The 17,125-nt window shown below is 68.0% G+C and carries 12 protein-coding genes; 7 read left to right on the plus strand and 5 right to left on the minus strand.

All coding sequences use genetic code 11. From position 1 onward, the window contains the following. Positions 1-44: 44 nt before the first annotated feature. The gene (locus tag LBC97_03050) at positions 45-1,019 is read left to right on the plus strand and encodes a site-specific DNA-methyltransferase (protein ID MDR2565034.1); all 975 of its coding nucleotides are present in this window, start codon (positions 45-47) and stop codon (positions 1,017-1,019) included. Between the two features lie 27 nt (positions 1,020-1,046). Then, entirely contained in the window at positions 1,047-1,697 is a 651-nt protein-coding gene (locus LBC97_03055) for an XcyI family restriction endonuclease (protein MDR2565035.1), read from the plus strand. Positions 1,698-1,708: 11 nt separating this feature from the next. Here LBC97_03055 and LBC97_03060 read toward each other — a convergent pair whose 3' ends face one another. Both LBC97_03060 and LBC97_03065 read right to left on the minus strand, forming a co-directional pair. After that, on the minus strand, positions 1,709-3,676 hold the full coding sequence (locus LBC97_03060; GenBank protein ID MDR2565036.1) for a DUF349 domain-containing protein: 1,968 nt from the start codon (positions 3,674-3,676) through the stop codon (positions 1,709-1,711). Then, positions 3,673-4,461, minus strand: a complete 789-nt coding sequence (locus LBC97_03065; protein MDR2565037.1) for a peptidylprolyl isomerase — start codon at positions 4,459-4,461, stop codon at positions 3,673-3,675. Before LBC97_03065 ends, LBC97_03060 begins: the two co-directional genes overlap by 4 nt. Positions 4,462-4,634: 173 nt before the next feature. Here LBC97_03065 and hisS point away from each other — a divergent pair, with 173 nt between their 5' ends. Together hisS and aspS are read left to right on the plus strand one after the other, a co-directional pair. Further along, positions 4,635-5,993: a histidine--tRNA ligase gene (gene hisS, locus LBC97_03070; protein ID MDR2565038.1), complete on the plus strand. Its 1,359-nt coding sequence runs from the start codon at positions 4,635-4,637 to the stop codon at positions 5,991-5,993. Positions 5,994-6,004: 11 nt separating this feature from the next. Further along, entirely contained in the window at positions 6,005-7,756 is a 1,752-nt protein-coding gene (aspS, locus tag LBC97_03075; GenBank protein ID MDR2565039.1) for an aspartate--tRNA ligase, read from the plus strand. An 11-nt stretch (positions 7,757-7,767) separates the two neighbouring features. Here aspS and LBC97_03080 read toward each other — a convergent pair whose 3' ends face one another. Then, positions 7,768-9,240, minus strand: a complete 1,473-nt coding sequence (locus LBC97_03080) for an AAA family ATPase (GenBank protein ID MDR2565040.1) — start codon at positions 9,238-9,240, stop codon at positions 7,768-7,770. Between the two features lie 158 nt (positions 9,241-9,398). After that, positions 9,399-11,750: an MMPL family transporter gene (locus LBC97_03085; protein ID MDR2565041.1), complete on the minus strand. Its 2,352-nt coding sequence runs from the start codon at positions 11,748-11,750 to the stop codon at positions 9,399-9,401. A gap of 135 nt (positions 11,751-11,885) precedes the next feature. On the opposite strand from LBC97_03085, the gene LBC97_03090 reads away from it, so the two are divergent. Then, the gene (locus tag LBC97_03090) at positions 11,886-13,256 is read left to right on the plus strand and encodes a replication-associated recombination protein A (protein ID MDR2565042.1); all 1,371 of its coding nucleotides are present in this window, start codon (positions 11,886-11,888) and stop codon (positions 13,254-13,256) included. Between the two features lie 8 nt (positions 13,257-13,264). Here the strand turns inward: LBC97_03090 and LBC97_03095 are convergent, their stop codons facing one another. After that, positions 13,265-13,963 (minus strand): FCD domain-containing protein, encoded by a 699-nt coding sequence (locus LBC97_03095; protein ID MDR2565043.1) that lies wholly within the window; start codon positions 13,961-13,963, stop codon positions 13,265-13,267. A gap of 249 nt (positions 13,964-14,212) precedes the next feature. Between LBC97_03095 and LBC97_03100 the strand changes: the two genes are divergently transcribed. Further along, positions 14,213-15,667 carry a GntP family permease gene (locus LBC97_03100; GenBank protein ID MDR2565044.1) on the plus strand — a complete coding sequence of 485 codons (1,455 nt, stop codon included), beginning with the start codon at positions 14,213-14,215 and terminating at the stop codon, positions 15,665-15,667. A gap of 10 nt (positions 15,668-15,677) precedes the next feature. Next, entirely contained in the window at positions 15,678-17,117 is a 1,440-nt protein-coding gene (gene gnd, locus LBC97_03105; protein MDR2565045.1) for a decarboxylating 6-phosphogluconate dehydrogenase, read from the plus strand. Positions 17,118-17,125: the final 8 nt, after the last annotated feature.

Here is a 17,125-nt window from a genome sequence, read left to right on the forward strand (position 1 = left end):
CCGGCCTGGGTCAGGGTGTCAGACCACAACGGTAACCTTGCGCCATGACTCCAAGTTCCTCCGTCGAAGGGGCCTCCCGGCCGGTGCCGCTGCGCGCTCCCCAGTTCGTCACGGTGGATCATGTGGTTGGCGCCAACTATCGCCGCGCACTCGACCATTCGGCTTTGGTGTGCGGCGACGCGTTGGCCGTGATGTCAAGTCTCCCGCCGGAGTCGGTCCAGGCGGTGGTCACGTCGCCGCCGTATTGGAGCCTGCGCGACTATGGGATCAGCGGGCAGATCGGGCTTGAGGAGAGCGTCTATTCGTTTGTTTCGAATCTAGCCGATGTGTTCGACCAAGTCTTCCGCGTCCTCAGGCGAGACGGCACGCTTTGGCTGAATATCGGCGACTCGTACACGTCCGGCAACCGAGGCTGGAGGGCTCCCGACAAGAAGAACCCGGCGCGTGCCATGAGCTTGCGTCCCCCCACACCTGAAGGCCTGAAGGACAAGGACCTCATTGGCGTTCCGTGGCGCCTTGCTTTGGCGATGCAGGAGCACGGATGGTATCTCCGGTCGGAGGTGATCTGGCGAAAGCCGAACGCGCAGCCGGAGAGCGTTCGGGACCGGCCGACACGGGATCACGAGCAGCTTTTCTTGTTCTCCCGTTCCGAGCGTTACAAGTACCACGTCGATGCCGTCAAGGGTCCGGGCGGGCGCCGGTTGCGCACCGTCTGGGACATTTCCACCAAACCCAGTCGCGCCGCCGCAGGCCATTTCGCGACCTTCCCCGCGGAACTGGTCGAACGTTGTCTTCGAATCGGCACAGACGTCGGCGACTTGGTGCTGGACCCGTTCTTGGGCTCCGGCACGACCGCGCTGGTGGCGGGCGCGCTGGGCCGTCGTTTCCTGGGAATCGAACTCCATCCGGACTATCTGGCGATGAGCCGGAGCCGCTTGCTTGACGAGGGCTTCATCGACGCCACGCCCAAGGCCGCCGCGGGCCATGACCGGCAGGCAGGGCACCGTGCAGTCGTTTAGCTTCCCCCGCCGGGGCGACAGGTCTTTGTGCAGGAGTTCCTCAGGCAGTACCGAGCCAAGGCCCTTGGCTCCGGACTGGAATCCGCCGTGGCGGGCGTGCACCCATCCGTGCTGGAACGCGAGGTGGAACACCATGTGCCGGTCGGGGCGCTGGCGCCGCTCGAGGCCGCGGGGCTTCGGCCCGAGGAGGTCTTCGCCCTGCCGTCTGTGCTCCGTGCGGCTCCGGGCATGCTGGCCCGGTACCGTCTGTTGCTGGGAGTGTCGCAAAAGCTTTTCTACTCTTCGCGATCAGGCCTTTCGTCCTTCAAATCGATGGAGGAACGACAGGTGATCAGCGCCAAGGCTAACGGCATGATCGATCAGTTATGTGACGAGTTAAACCTCGCACTGGCTGACTTGGTGGCAGCTCTGCCCCCCGAATCTCTGCGGCTGGACGTCGCCTCTTTGCCGTTCCTGACTCTTGGCGTTCAGGCGGACGGGGCTTGGCGGGGACAGATCGGGCGGAGCGCCACAGCCGCCGTGTTCGAGGCCATGGTCGCGGTCGTGGCAGAACGGGTGGGCGATGCGATGATCAGGGATGGCAGTGCCGTGACTGTGGTCAATTCCGCCGGCCGGAGGGTAACCATGGCCTTTGCGCCGGACCCGGATGTTGTCATTCGCGAGACTGTCGGGATTTGAGCCGGCGGAGGCTACTCCCAGCCGCGTTCCGCTGACTGACGCAGGTTGTCGAGCATCTGGCGGCGCCCCTTGATGTCCTCTTTGAGGGCCGCGATCGAGGTTTGGTCGCCGGTGGCCTCAACCTTGACCAGTTTCCGCTCGAGCCCGGCTATGACCGCCTCGAGCTGGCTGGTCATCGATTCCATTCGGGCCATTGTCTCCGGGTTCGACTTCCGCCAACTGCGCTCTTCTTCGGAGCGGATCGTGTCCTCGACGGCCTTCATGCGCGCCTCGACCCTGTCCTGGTCCCGTCGGGGCACATGCCCCACCTTGTCCCACCGGTCTTCCAGATCCCGGAGCTTGGCCTTGGCCGCTTTGAGGTCGCGGATGGGGAGGAGCGTCTCCGCCTCTTGCACAATCGCCAGTTTGGCCTCAAGGTTGGCTTCCCGCTCCGCGTCGTTCGCCGCGTGCTGCGCGTCGCGCGCGTTGAAGAACCGGTCTTGAGCGGCTCGGAAACGCTGCCACAGGGCATCGTCCTCGCGTCGGGACAGCCGACCCGCCGACTTCCAACGTTCCATCAGGTTGCGGAACTCGCGCCCCGTCTCGCCCCAATCCTGCGAGGCGGAGAGCTTCTCAGCCTCCGCCACTATTTGCTCCTTGACCATTTTCGCGGCGCCCTGGCGTTTGTCCAGTTCGGTGAAGAAAGTCCGCCGTTTGCGGTCGAAGCTGGTGCGAGCGTGTGAGAACCGCCGCCACAATTCGTCTTCGGTGGGACGGTCGATCTTCGGGCCGTTGCGTTGCGCCTCGCGCCACACGTCCAGGATTTCCCGCAGCTCGATTGAGGCCTGCTTCCAGTTGACCTGGTCGGGATGCTGCTCGGCTATGCCCTCGGCGCGCTCAACCAGCGCCGTTCGCTGGGCCAGCGCCTCGGCTCTGACGGCCGCCCGGTCGGCCTCGATGCGTTGCCGCACCACGGCCGCGCTGGCCTTGACCGCCCGGTATCTGGCCCGCAACCCTTCCAGGTCGCCGACGGCCGCCGGCTCGGCGAGTGCCTGTTTGAGGCTCGCGAGGGTTTGGTCGATGTCGCGTTGGGTCAATTGCTCAAGGCGCGCCTCGAACAGGTTGACTTGCGCCTCCAGGTCCAGGAAACGCCGCGCGTAAAGAGCCAACGCCTCTTCGGCCGGAACGCCCGGGAATTGCCCGACGGCCCGCTCCGATTTGCCTTCAACTACGAACACCGTGCCGTCTGGGTCGACCCGGCCCCATTTGGAGGCCTTGACAATGTCCTCGTCGGCGTGGGTTGGCGGCGCGGCTGGCACCACAGGTCGGGGTGCCGCGCCTCCCGGCTTTGGCCCCGGTCCCGGTCGCGGTCCGGGCCTGGGCGGCCCCGGCTTCGGAATGGGCAGACCGGGGGAGGACGGTCGCGCCGCAGCCTCCGATGCCGTCAGTTCCGCCCCAGCACCATCCTCAGACGCCGCTTCGGCCTCAGTGGTTGCCGCCTCAGGCCCCGGCGCGGCCTCGGCCTGTGGTGCCGCCTCGGGCTCTGGCACCGGCTCGGGTTCGGCCTCAGCGGTTGCGGCTTCTGGAAGCGCTGCGTCGGGTTCGGGCTCCGGCGCAGCCTCAGCCGCGTCCTCGGGTGCCGTCTCGGGTTCGGCTTCGGGGATTGCCGCCTCGGTTGCGGCTTCGGGCTCCGGCGCGTCGTCGGTCACGTCCTCGGGGGACGCTTCGGGCTCTGGTGCCGCTTCGGGGGCTGCCGCCTCGGTTGCGGCTTCCGGAAGCGTAGGCTCTGGCTCTGGTGTCGGCTCTGACGCAGAGTCCGCCGCCGCGGGTTCGTTCGGCTCGGGCTCCGGGGCTGGGAGCGGCGCGACGGCATCGTCGGCGTGCGCTAGCTCCGTCGGTTCGGCGGCTGCCTCCTCAGACGCCGGGGGTTCGGGGATGGGCAGGGGAGCGGCGCGGTCGGGCGGGGTGACCGGCGCGGCGCTGGGGTCAGGGGTGGTCACTGTAGTTCAATCCCATCGATCGTCACGGCTATGGCGGGCCGGCCGTCCGTGCCCCCGTCTTCGGTGCCTGAGGCGGCAACGCCCTCGATTGCTTCGAGGCCGGACGTGACATGCCCAAATACACTGTATCCGCCCTGAATGACGCTTTCCTGGTATGTGATGAAAAACTGCGCCCCCTGGGAGTCTTCGGTTCCGGCGCGGGCCATGGCGATGGTGCCGGGGGGATACACGTCGTCCTCGGGCACGTTCTCAAGCGGACCGAACTGATAACCCGGACTGTCCGTGCCGTCGCCGGTCAGCGAACCGCATTGGAGAACGAAGATGCCGTCGGTGGTGAGCCGGTGGCACGACGAGGCGTCGTAGTAGCCGTCGCGGGCCAACTGGACAAAGTTCGCGGTGGCTTGCGGGGCCGCCGCCCCGTCAAGCGTGAACGCGATCTCCCCGACCGACGTTTGCATGGTGCCGGTCCATTCGCGTCCCTCCGCCAACGACGGGTCCGGCACGGCGGTGTAGGTGGCCTTGCCGTTCCCGGGCTCGGTCGGATCGGGTTCCGGCGTGTAGACCGCGCCCGTGTCGGAAGGCGCCGCGGCGGGCTCGTCGTTGCGTCCGGACAGCGCCGAAGTGATGATCACGGCGGCCAGGCCGCCCACCGCCACCGCCGCGACGGTGACCCCGGCGATAATCTGATTCCGCCGCCTACGCTTGGCTTTTGCGATCATGCGCTGCTGGCGAGCGAGCGCCTTACGGCGCTCACGCTCGCGCTGCAAGTTGCGTTTGGCCATCATGCTCGAAGAACCTCCCCAACCTTGACAACTACCGGCGAGCGAAAAGTCTATCGGTACCAGTCCATTACCCTGGAGAGCGCGTCAGCGGGGCTGGCGTCGAGGCCGCCGCGGCGGTGCGCCTCACGGCCGAAACCCGCTGCCTGAATTGTCTGATCTAGCGGAAAGGCGTCCCGATGGCTGCTCGTCCCCGCCCACTGTCCGGGTTCCCCGAATGGCTGCCGTCCGGCCGGGCCGTGGAGCGTCATTTGATCGACACCTTGGCCCGTGTTTTCGCTTTGCACGGCTTTGTGGAGATCGAGACCCGCGCCGTCGAGCCTTTGGGCGACCTGCTGCGGAAGGGAGAGACCTCCAAGGAGGTGTACGTGCTGCGGCGGCTTCAGGACGCCGAGCGCACCGGCTACGACGCGAAAACGCTGGGTCTGCATTTCGACCTGACCGTGCCCCTCGCGCGCTACGTGCTGGAAAACTCCGGTCAGCTGGATTTTCCGTTCAAGCGTTATCAGATTCAGAAGGTCTGGCGCGGCGAGCGTCCCCAGGAGGGGCGTTTCCGCGAGTTCATCCAGGCGGATCTGGACGTGATCGGGTTCGGGGAGCTGCCCTTCCACTACGAGGTGGAATTGCCGCTGGTGATGGCGGAGGCGCTGGCTGCCCTGGGGATTGGGGACTTCCGCGTGTTGGTCAACAACCGCAAAGTCGCGGAGGGCGTCTACCGAGGGCTTGGCTTGGGCGACAACATAGACGGCATTCTGCGTTGGATCGACAAACTCGACAAGATCGGCGCGGACGCGGTGGCCCAAGGCCTGGTCGAGGAGGGCCTGACCGCGGAGCAGGCCGCGGTCGCGCTCGACCTGGCGGCCATCTCGGGGTCCGATCCCGCCCAGGTTGTGGGCGCCGTCCGGCGCCTCGCCGGGAGAGCCGGGGCGGGCGGCCCCCTGCTGGAGGAGGGATTGGCGGAACTCGGCGCTCTCTTGGAGGCGGCCGAGCGACGCCTGCCGGGGATGGTGGTAGCGGATCTGAAGATCGCGCGCGGCCTGGACTACTACACCGGGTCGGTCTACGAGACGGTGTGGTCGGGGCAGGAATCGCTGGGGTCGGTCTGCTCCGGCGGCAGGTACGATTCGCTGGCTCAGGCGGGCAGCCAAACCTATCCCGGCGTGGGGCTGTCGATTGGCGTCTCGCGGCTGGTCAGCCGGGTGCTGGCGCTGGGGCTGCTGGCGCCCAGCCGGCTCTCCCCGGCGGCGGTCCTGGTGGCGGTGGTGGAGGAGGGCAACCGGACGGCATCGGACTCCATCGCCGCGAAACTGCGGGCGCGGGGGATCCCGGCGGACGTGGCGCCGGCGGCGGCCAAGTTCGGCAAACAGTTGAAGTACGCGGACAAACGCGGCATCCCGTTCGTCTGGTTCCCGGGCGTGGACGGACAAGGCGACCAGGTCAAAGACATCCGGTCGGGCGAACAAGTCGACGCGGACGCGGAGTCTTGGGCGCCGCCGCCGGCCGACCTGGGTCTCCGGTTCGTCCGGCCGGGCGGCTAGGATGCTTAGCCGTGCTACGTACTCATAACTGCGGCGAGCTGCGGCCCGGCCAAATCGGTCAAATTGTCACCTTGGCGGGCTGGGTGGCCTCGCGGCGCGACCACGGCGGGGTTGCGTTCATAGACCTGCGGGACGCCTCGGGGGTGGCGCAGGTGGTGATCCACGACGAGGCGACGGCCCACCAACTGCGTTCGGAATTCGTGCTGCAGGTCAAGGGTCTGGTCCGCGAGCGGCCGGAGGGGAACGAGAACCCGGAGCTGCCGACCGGCCAAGTCGAGGTTCTTGCCGAGGACGTGCTGGTGCTGAACCCGTCCAAGCCGCTGCCGTTCCCGATCGACGACCATGTGGAGGTCGGCGAGGAAACCCGCCTGAAGTACCGCTACCTGGACCTGCGCCGGACCAAGCCCGCCGCCGCGTTGCGGTTGCGCTCCGAAGTCAACCGGGTGACGCGGGAGGTGCTGCATGACCGCGGGTTCGTGGAGATCGAGACGCCCACGCTGACACGCTCCACGCCGGAGGGCGCCCGCGACTTCCTGGTGCCGGCCCGCCTTTCACCGGGCCACTGGTACGCGCTGCCGCAGTCCCCGCAGTTGTTCAAGCAACTCCTGATGGTGGCGGGCATGGAGCGGTACTTCCAAATAGCGCGCTGCTACCGCGACGAGGACTTCCGTGCCGACCGCCAACCGGAGTTCACGCAGCTTGACGTTGAGATGTCGTTTGTCGACCAGGATGACGTGATCCTCTTGGCGGAGGCGGTCTTGCGGGCCGTGTGGCGGCTGATCGGCTACGAGATCCCGGCCATTCCCAGGCTGACCTACGCGGAGGCGATGCGGCGCTTTGGCTCCGACAAGCCGGACCTGCGCTACGGCCTGGAGTTGGTTGAGTTGGCGGAGTACTTCGCGTCGACGCCGTTCCGGGTGTTCCAAGCGCCCTATGTGGGGGCCTTGGTCATGCCCGGGGGCGCCGCCCAGTCGCGGCGGACGTTCGACGCCTGGCAGGACTGGGCCAAGCAGCGGGGCGCGCGCGGGTTGGCGTATGTCACCATTTCCGAATCCGGCGAGCTTGGCGGTCCGGTCGCGAAAAACATTTCCGATGCCGAACGGGCCGGTTTGGCCGCTGCGGTGGGCGCCCAGCCCGGCGACTGCGTCTTCTTCGCGGCCGGGGCGCCGGGGCCGTCCCGCGCGCTGCTGGCCGCGGCCCGCGCCGAGATCGCGGCGCGTCTGGGCCTGGCCCGCGAGGGGGAGTGGTCCTTCGTCTGGGTGGTCGACGCGCCGCTGTTCAAACCGGTCGGCGAGGACGACGACGTGGCGGTGGGCGGCGGCGCCTGGACGGCCGTGCACCACGCCTTCACCAGCCCCACCCCGGAGTGGATCGAGCGCTTCGAAGAAGACCCGGGCGCGGCCCTCGCCTACGCCTATGACATTGTGTGCAACGGAAACGAGATTGGTGGCGGGTCGATCCGGATCCACCGCGCGGACGTGCAGCAGCGTGTCTTCCAGGTGATGGGCATTGGCCCGGCCGAGGCCCAGGAGAAGTTCGGCTTCTTGCTTGACGCCTTCCAGTTCGGCGCCCCGCCGCACGGCGGGATCGCCATGGGCTGGGACCGGATTGTGGCCCTGCTATCCGGCGCGGATTCGATCCGCGACGTGATCGCGTTCCCGAAGTCCGGCGGCGGCCTGGACCCGCTGACCGGCGCCCCCGCGCCGATCACACCCCTCCAGCGCAAGGAAGCCGGCGTCGACTTCAAGCCGAAGGCTGACTGACCGGCCTCTCGCTACTCCAACAGCAACGCGACCAGCGGAGCCGGCACGGCCCAAACCGAATTGGTGGTGTCCAGCACGCTCTTGGTCGCCACCAGGCCCCGTCCATACTTGCCCGCCAGCGGTCGCGATTCGCCTTTCCAGCCTGCGCCCACCCATTTCGATTCGATTGGCACGGACCAGGCCATGTCTACCCCTGCCGGCACTCGCGCAGGCGCCAGGTCGATTTCGCCTCCAGACGCGGTGCGGGCGAAGCCAATTGTGTCGTCGTCGGACCACCGCCCTTGGTCCAGCGAATCGATCCGGCGTGCGAGGGACACTCCAAGAGCCGCTTCCGTCAGCTTGGTGAAATCAGGGGCGGGCAAACCCGCGCTGACCATCGATGGCAGCCACGCAAGGATCGGATCGGTCAGATAGACCTTATGCTGCGACCCGTTCACAATGCGCCCTGAGTCCGCGCGTTGATGGCAGCGCAGCGCCGCGTACGACCTGACCATACGGGCCAACCGCCGTTCCAACGAATTGCGACTGCCGTAGTTCAGCTCCTCCGCCAGGTTGGTCATGTTGAGCGGGCTGGTCATCCGGTCGGCCAGTTCGACCAGCAGCAGCGGGATCGACTCGCGGGACGCATCCTCGTCAATGTCGGTGCGGAGCCACCCCATCAGATCCTCGGCGAACGCTCCGCTGACCGCCCCGGTGGCGGAGTGCTCCGCCACAGCGCGCGGGAATCCGCCGCAAGTCAGGTAGTCCTGCCACGCCAAGTCGTAGTCGTCGACGCTATAGATGGCGGCGGCCAACTCGCGGTGGACCGCACTGGACGCCAACTCGCTTGGGTGCACCCGTTCCGGGCGCTCCAAGCCCGGCTTGACGGCCGCCAAGTAGTCCCGGAACGACATCGGCATCAATTGCCGGATCCGGCGCCTGCCGCCCGAACCGGCCCTCCCGGCCATCAGGTCGCCGTGGATTTGGGAATTGCCCGCCCATCTGCTCCCGGTGGCCACAACCGTGTCCGCGCCGAAGCTGGAAAGATCCCGGGCTTGTTTCAGGACGCCGGTCCACCCCGGCACGGCGGTCACCTCGTCAAAGAACCAAATCCGGCGAAGCTCCCCGGCGGAGTCAGCGGACGCCGTCAACGCGCGGGCCAGCGTCAGGGTGCGACGCAGGTCGCGTTCCCGCATTCCCTCGCAGGAAATGTGGATAATCTGCCGCGGATCGATCTCCGGGCGGGAGCAGAGCGTCGCGATGGCGTCAATGAGGGCCACAGACTTTCCGACCCGGCGCGGCCCGGTGAGCACGACCAAGCTGTCGTCGAGCGGCTCGGTCGCTATGTCGGACAGCACAGTCGGCCGGTAGCCAAGGTCGAAGTCCGCGCGCCCCCTCAGCAGGCGGTGGTAAGGCATCCACGCGCTGCGGTCCCCGCCCCGTGCGGCGGCCGCCCACCAGGGGTTGGAGGCCACCAGAATCTGGCGGATTTCATCGTCTCGCATTCCTCAAGCATAGCCGGGCGGAACAAAAGGGGAGGGGTTTTGATGCGGCGGCGGAACAAAAGGGGAGGGGTTTTGATGCGACGGCGGAACAAAAGGGGAGGGGTGTGGAACGGAGAACGATGCCGTGGGGCGGCCCGACGGCATCGGCGGCGGGCGTTTTAGTGCTTTAGCGAGAGCCTGTCGTGGAGGCGGGCGAGCGGGCCCGGCGCCCACCAGTTCCACTTGCCCAAGATCGACATGGTGGCCGGGACCAGGAGCATCCTGACCAGGGTGGCGTCGAGGAAAACGGCCAGGGCCAGGCCCAGGCCGATCTCTTTGATGATGACCAGGCGGCCGGCGGCGAAACCCAGGAAGACCATGACGATGATCAGCGCCGCGGAGGTGATGATGCGGCCGGAATGCTGCAAGCCTTCGCTGACCGACAATTGCGGGTCGTGGTTGGAGTCCCAGGACTCCTTGATCCGGGAGATCAGGAAGACCTCGTAGTCCATCGCCAAGCCGAAGCCGAAGATCAAGAGCAGCACCAAAATGTAGCTCTCAATCCCGTTCACGGCGGTGAAACCGAGCACGGAGCCGAGATGCCCGCCCTGGAAGATCCACGTGACCAAGCCCAGGCAGGCGAGCAGGGACAACCCGTTCGTGATCAGCGCCTTGAGCGGGATCAGGATGGAACCGGTGAAGAGGAACAGCAGAATGAACGCGGCCGCCACCACAATGCCGAGGGCGACCGGGCCGCCTTTGGCCAGTTTGTCCTCGAAGTCAGCCAGACGCGCGGCCGGGCCGGTGACGTGGATTTCGAAGTCCTGCGGGGCCAGGGACCTGATCTTCTTCACCGCCGCGCGCGCCTCCGGGCCCTCCGGATCCTCGGCGGTGACGGCCAGGACCACTTCCACGTAGCCGTCGCGTTGAATCGCGGCCGAGCCTTCGGTTTGGCCGCCCGCCGCGCCCGCGTCGGCCTTCTCCAACTCGGTCCCCTTGATGGAGTCGAGCTTGTCTTGGGCGAACTTCTCGGTGTCCGGCAGACTGCCGGTTGAGATCACCTGGATGGAGTCGACTCCGGACAGGGGGTAGTTGTCCTCCAACTCGTCCAGGAAGGCCCGTTGCGGGGAACTCGACGGCAGCAACTCGACCGTCGAGTTGCGCAACTCCAAATCGCGGATGGGCAGCGCCAGAAGAATCAACACGGCCACCACGCCGCCCATCACCCACCACGGGCGCTTCTGGACGGCGCCGGCCAGCTTGGAGAAAACGCCGGTGTCCGGTGACACGTCTGAGGCGCGGGCGTACAGGAACGACAACACGGGAACCCGGCTGAGCCACGACGGCCGGATCAGGCGGTGTCCGGCCAGCATCAGCAGACCGGGCACAAGGGTGGTGGCGGTGCCCAGCGCCAACAGCACCACGATCAACCCGGCCAAGCCAAAGGTGCGCAAAATGGACGCGTCGAAGGCCATCAGGCCGGCCACGCAGACCGCGATTGTCAACGCGGAATAGAAGACGGTCCGCCCGGCCGTGGTGACGGTGGCCCGGACGCCGCCCGCGACCGCGGTCTTGACCTGGGCATGGTCTTGGAGGTCGTCCGCCCCCAGGCGGCGCACCTCCTCGCGGAACCGGGAGACGACCAGCAGGCCGTAGTCGATCGACAGGCCGACTCCCACCAGCGAGATCACGTTGATCACCGACGTGTGGATGTCGGTCACGTAGGTGAAGCCGAAAACAACGCCCATGCAGGTGAGGATCGAAGCCAGCGCGCCCACCACCGGCATGGCGGCGGCCAGGAACCCGGCGAAGACAAGCACCATCACGATCAGCGCCACCGGCAGGGAGATGAATTCGCCCAACTCCAAGTCGTGCTTCATGTCGTCGATGATCTCCGTCAAGATCAGATGCTCCCCGCCCACCAGCACTTTGACGCCGTCGACGGCTTTGGGCAGTTCCTCCGCAGCCTGGTGAAGCCGGGACACCACGGCCGTGACCGCGCGATCCTCCTCCTCTTCCGTGAGGTCCTTGGCTATGTCAACCGTCAGCAGGAAGCCGTCCTGGTCTTTCGCCACCAGACCCCGCACCAGCGGATTGGCCAGCGCGCACTGGGCGGCTTTGGGGCTGGTCGGCGCGAGTTCCGGGTCGCCGCAGAAAGAGGGGTTCAGCGGGTCGATCACCAGCGGATACGCGTTCTCGCCGGGATTCGTGGCAATGCCGTCGATCTTTGACAGCTCGCTTCTCACGTCTGCCAATTCGGAGCCGATGATCCCCACCGCCGCCGTGTCGGCGAGGTCCAGCCCGCTGACCGCCATTGTCACCGATTGCGACTCCGTGGCGCCCGCCTCGATCAGCGCGTCGGCGGTTGCGGAGTCGGAGTCCGTGGCCTGGGGGGCGCCCGAATTGACCCGGTCGAACAGGCCTTCCCCGGTCACCCCGAAGACCGCCAAACCAAACCCGCCTGCCGTCACCGCCGCCCATGCGACCACCGTGATCAGCGGATGGCGGATGATGCCGTTGGCCAGGTGCATGAACACGGGTTCAAGGCTATTGCATTCGGGAAGACCGTTTCAGGGGGCACCGGTGGAGGCCACGCCCCGTCCCGGCGGGCAAGCCGCGCCGTCCGGCCTTCCCGCCGTCCGGCCGCCAGCCCCTAGGCTTGGCCCGTGGATCTGTTCGACTCCGCACTGGCTTCGCCGGCCACGGGCGAGGTGGACCCGAGGGCGCCCCTGGCCGTGCGCATGCGCCCGCGCAATCTGGACGAGTTCACCGGGCAATCCCACCTGCTGGCGCCCGGTTCGCCCCTGCGGCGGCTGATCGAGCCGTCGGCGGCGGGCGGCGGCGGCCGCTCGGTGCCGTCCTCCGTCATCTTGTGGGGGCCCGCCGGCAGCGGCAAGACCACGCTCGCGTACCTGGTGGCGCGCGGTTCGGGGCGCCGGTTCACCGAATTGAGCGCGGTGTCCGCCGGGGTCAAGGACATCCGCGCCGTCTTGGAGCAGGCCAGACGGTCGCTCGCCACCGGGGAGGAGACGGTCCTGTTCATTGACGAAGTCCACCGCTTCTCCAAGGCACAGCAAGACGCCCTGCTCCCGGCCGTGGAGAACCGCCTGGTCACACTGGTCGCCGCCACCACGGAGAACCCGTCCTTCTCCGTCATCTCGCCGCTCCTGTCGCGGTCGCTGCTTTTGACGTTGGAGCCTTTGGGGGACGACGCGATTGGCGAACTGGTCGACCGGGCGCTGACCGACCCGCGTGGCCTGGACGGCACCGTGTCTTTGACCGAGGCGGCGCGGACCGCCCTGTTGCGTTTGGCCGGCGGCGACGCGCGCCGGGCGCTGACCATCTTGGAGGCGGCCGCCGGAACGGTCGCCTTGGGCAAGGACCAGGCCGTGGTCGACTTGGCGGAGATTGAACGCGCGATCGACGTGGCCGTGGTCCAATACGACCGCGAGGGCGACCAGCATTACGACGTCACCAGCGCCTTCATCAAGTCCATTCGCGGCAGCGACGTGGACGCCGGCCTCCACTACTTGGCCAGGATGATCCAGGCTGGGGAAGACCCGCGCTTCATAGCGCGGCGTCTGATCATCTTGGCGGCAGAGGACGTCGGCATGGCCGACCCGTCGGCTTTGCTAACGGCGGTGGCCGCCGCCCAAGCCGTCCAGATGATCGGCCTGCCGGAAGGGCGCATCCCGCTCGCGGAGGCGGTGGTCCACCTCGCCACCGCGCCCAAGTCGAACGCGGTCTACGTCGCCATCGACGCGGCGTTGGCGGATGTCCGGGCGGGGCGCGCCGGCCCGGTTCCGAAGCACCTGCGGGACGCGCACTACCCCGGCGCGGGCGGCCTGGGCCATGGCGAGGGCTACCAGTACGCGCATGACGCCCCGCACGCGGTCGCCCCCCAGGTCTACGCCCCGCCCGGGGTGGACGATGCCGTGTATTACCGACCCAGCGACCGCGGCTTCGAGCGCCAGGTCGGCGAGCGCCTGGAATGGGCGCGTTCGATCCTGCGCTCCGCCCGCCCGGATTCGCCCTGACGGTTTCGTCAGGCGGTGATGGCCTGAACCGCCTGGTCCGCCTCGTCCACCAGGGCGCGGCTGGCGGCCTCGGCGGCGGCCCCGTCCCCGGCCGTGATCGCTGCCGCGATGTCGCCGTGGAGGCGCAGCGCGGCCGGGTTGGCGGTCGAGGGCATCAAGGACTGCTCGGTCCGCCCCCGCAGGACCGCCTCCACCACCCCGCCCAGCGCGGCGAACATGGGATTGCCGGAGGCGGTCAGCAAAGCGCGGTGGAAGCGGATGTCGGCTTCAAGGTACTCGGCGCCCGTCGCCTGGCGGGAGTGGGCCACCAGGCTGATGGCCGCCTCGGTCAGGGCCGCCCATTGCTCCGGCGCGGCCTGGGCGGCGGCCAGGCGGGCCGCGGCCGGTTCGACGGCCGCCCGCAACTGCGACAGGTGGTGCAATTGGGCGGCCGTGTCCGGGCCGCGCAAGCGCCAGGCGATCAGTTGGGGGTCGAAGGCGTGCCACCGTTCCGGCGGGTTGACGACGGCGCCAAGCCGCCGTCGGACGGTCACCAGGCCCATCGACTCCAGCACGCGGACCGCCTCCCGCGTGATGGTGCGGGAGGCCTTTTCCGTGGTCACGCCGTCATCCAAGGCGATTCGGCTGCCCGGCGGGTAGGCCCCCGCGACTATGCCCATGCCCCAGGCGTCCAGAACGCGATTGTGAAGCGACACCGCATCGGCCATGCGTCAATTGTCGCACATATGGGAGTTGACGCTGGAGAAGGACCGGCGCGACCCGTAGGGACCGGCGATGTGACATACATCACGGCGGGACTACTTGACATAAGGATGCCAAATGAGCCATGCTGTACGGAGAGCGTAATCCAAAGTGGGAGAGCGTTCGCAAGATAGCTCCGACCGTTCCCGCGCCGTCGCGGTGAACCGGCCCACAATTGCATCAACATCCATTCCCTCGAGAGCCAAAGGACACTGATGTTCACAAGCACACTGGCCGGACCGGCCCTTTTAGCGGCCGATGCCACGGCCAAAGCCCAACTTGACCAAGGCCGCCTGATCGCGTTCGCGGTCATCGGCATAGGCCTCCTGGTGGCCTTGATCACCTGGCTGAAGATCCACCCGTTCGTCGCCCTGTTGATCTCGGCCCTCGTGATCGGGATTGGCGCCGACTACGGCGCGGCCGCCACGATCACCTCCTTCACGGCGAGCTTCGGCAAGACCATGGCCGACGTGGGCATCCTGGTGGGGCTTGGCGCCATGTTCGGGAAGCTGCTGGCGGATTCTGGCGGCGCCGACCGCATAGTCGAGACCCTGGTGGCTCATTCCTCGAAGCGCTCGCTGCCCTGGACCATGGCGCTGGTCGGCGCGTTGATCGGCCTGCCCATGTTCTTCGAGGTCGGCCTGGTACTGCTCATCCCGGTCATCCTGTTGGTGACCAAACGGTCCAAACTGCCGCTCATGCGCATCGCGATCCCCACCTTGGCGGGCCTCAGCGCCATGCACGGCCTGGTCCCGCCACACCCCGGTCCCCTGGCGGCTCTCGCCAACTTCGAGAACGGCAACCTCGGCTTGACCTTGATGTTCGGCGTGCTGGTGGCCATCCCGACCGTCATCATCTCCGGCCCGCTGTTCTCCATCCTCGCGGCCCGCTGGGTCCCGGTCGGCGTGCCCGCCTCCATGAACGCGCTGATCGGCGCGTCCAGCCCGGACGGTCTTGGCGACGATGCCGAGCCGGCGGCAGAGGTGACCACGTCGCGGCCGTCGTTCGCGGCATCGGTCACCTGCGTGCTGCTGCCTGTGGTCCTAATGCTGGCCAACGCGATCTACGAGATCGCCAACCCGGACCCGGCGGACGGCGACTGGTTCGGCGCCTTCCTGGGCTTTGTCGGCAAACCGACCGTGGCCCTCGCGATCGCGCTGCTGGCGGCCATGGTGGTGTTGGGGCGCGGCGGCAAGATGCCGTGGTCCAAGGTCAATGAGTCGACGGCGGCGGGGCTGCCCGCCATAGCCGGCATCATCCTGATTGTGGGCGCCGGCGGCGGCCTCAAAGGCGTGCTGGTGGACACGGGGATAGGCGACGTCATCGCGAAGTTCGTGGAGGACTCCGCCATCCCGATCACGCTGCTGGCGTGGCTGGTCGCCGTGATTGTGCGGATCGCGACCGGCTCCGCCACCGTCTCGATCGTCACCACGGCGGGCATCCTGGCCCCCGCCGCGGCCGGGCTGGGGGGCGCCGAGGTCGCCTTGCTGGTGCTCGCCATCGGCGCCGGGTCTGTCTTCTTGTCCCACGTCAACGACGCGGGCTTCTGGCTGGTCAAGGAGTACATGGGCGTCTCCGTGGGCCAGAACTTCAAGACGTGGTCGCTGATGGAATGCGTGCTGTCCGTCACGGCCCTGGTGTTTGTGCTGATCGTCGGCATTTTCGTGTGAGGAGCGGAGCATGACTGAAAGGCCTGGCGCGACCAGCGCCGTGCAAGGGGAGCAAGTGCGGATCGTCGTCTTCATGGGCGTCTCCGGCTCTGGGAAAACCACCGCCGGCGCGCTCATGGCGGGACGCCTTGGCTGGGACTTCGCCGAGGCGGACGACTTCCATCCGCCCGCCAACGTCGCCAAGATGTCGGCCGGCATTCCGTTGGGGGACGAGGACCGCCTGCCCTGGCTGGAAGACCTGCGCAGATGGATCGACCAAGAAATCGCGGACGGCAAGCGCGGCGTCATGACCTGCTCGGCGCTCAAGCGCGCCTACCGCGACCTGCTCAGAGCCCCCGGCGTGGTCTTTGTGCACATGGCCGGGTCGCCGCAGACGGTCGAGTCGCGCCTGGGCGCCCGGCAGGGACACTTCATGCCCGCGAGCCTCCTGGCCTCGCAATACGCGGACCTGGAAGAACTCGACCCCGCCGAGGACTATGTCACGGTCAACCTGGACCTTGGCCTGAGCCCCGCCGAAGAGGTCGACTCGGTGATCCGCCAACTGGGGCTCGGGGAGACGCCGGACGTCACCATCGGCATGGTCGGCCTGGGGCGGATGGGCGGCAACATGGCCGCCCGCCTGCGGGACAGCGGGGTCGGCGTGGTGGGCTTCGACGCGGGCGCCGGCTCCGGCCGCGACGTCGACTCCCTGGCGGCGCTGGTGGAGGCGTTGGCCGCGCCCCGGCTGGTGTGGGTGATGGTGCCGGCCGGCCAGCCGACCGACCAGACCATCGAAGCTTTGGGGAACTTGCTCCAGCCCGGCGACCTGGTGGTCGACGGCGGCAACTCGCCCTACCGCGACGACTCCCGTCACGCCGCCCACCTGGCCGAACGCGGCGTCCGATTCATCGACGCGGGCGTCTCCGGCGGCGTCTGGGGCCGCCAGAACGGCTACGCCTTGATGGTGGGCGGGGACGCGGCGGACGTGGAACGGGCCATGCCCGTGTTCACCGCGCTGGCTCCGGCGGGCGGCGGCTTTGTCCACGCCGGGCCGGTTGGGGCCGGGCACTTCGCCAAGATGGTCCACAACGGGGTCGAGTACGGCATGATGCAGGCCCTGGGCGAAGGCTACGACCTGCTGACCGCGACCGACCTGATCACCAGCCCGGACGCGGTGGTGGCGTCCTGGCGGGAAGGCTCAGTGGTCCGGTCCTGGCTCCTGGACCTCCTGGTCGAGGCGGCCCGCAAGGATCCGGGCCTGACCGGCTACGCGGCGCGGGCCGAGGACTCGGGCGAAGCCCGCTGGATGATCGAAAGCGCCCTCGACCTGGGCGTCCCCCTCCCGGTCACGGCGTCCAGCCTGTACGCTCGCCAAGCCTCGCGCCGCCCCGACAGCCCCGCCATCCGCGTGGTCTCGGCGCTGCGCGCCCAGTTCGGCGGCCACCCGGTGGCCCGCACCGCGTCAAGATGACCCGACGG

This window comes from Bifidobacteriaceae bacterium (assembly GCA_031281585.1).
Taxonomy (GTDB): domain Bacteria; phylum Actinomycetota; class Actinomycetes; order Actinomycetales; family WQXJ01; genus JAIRTF01.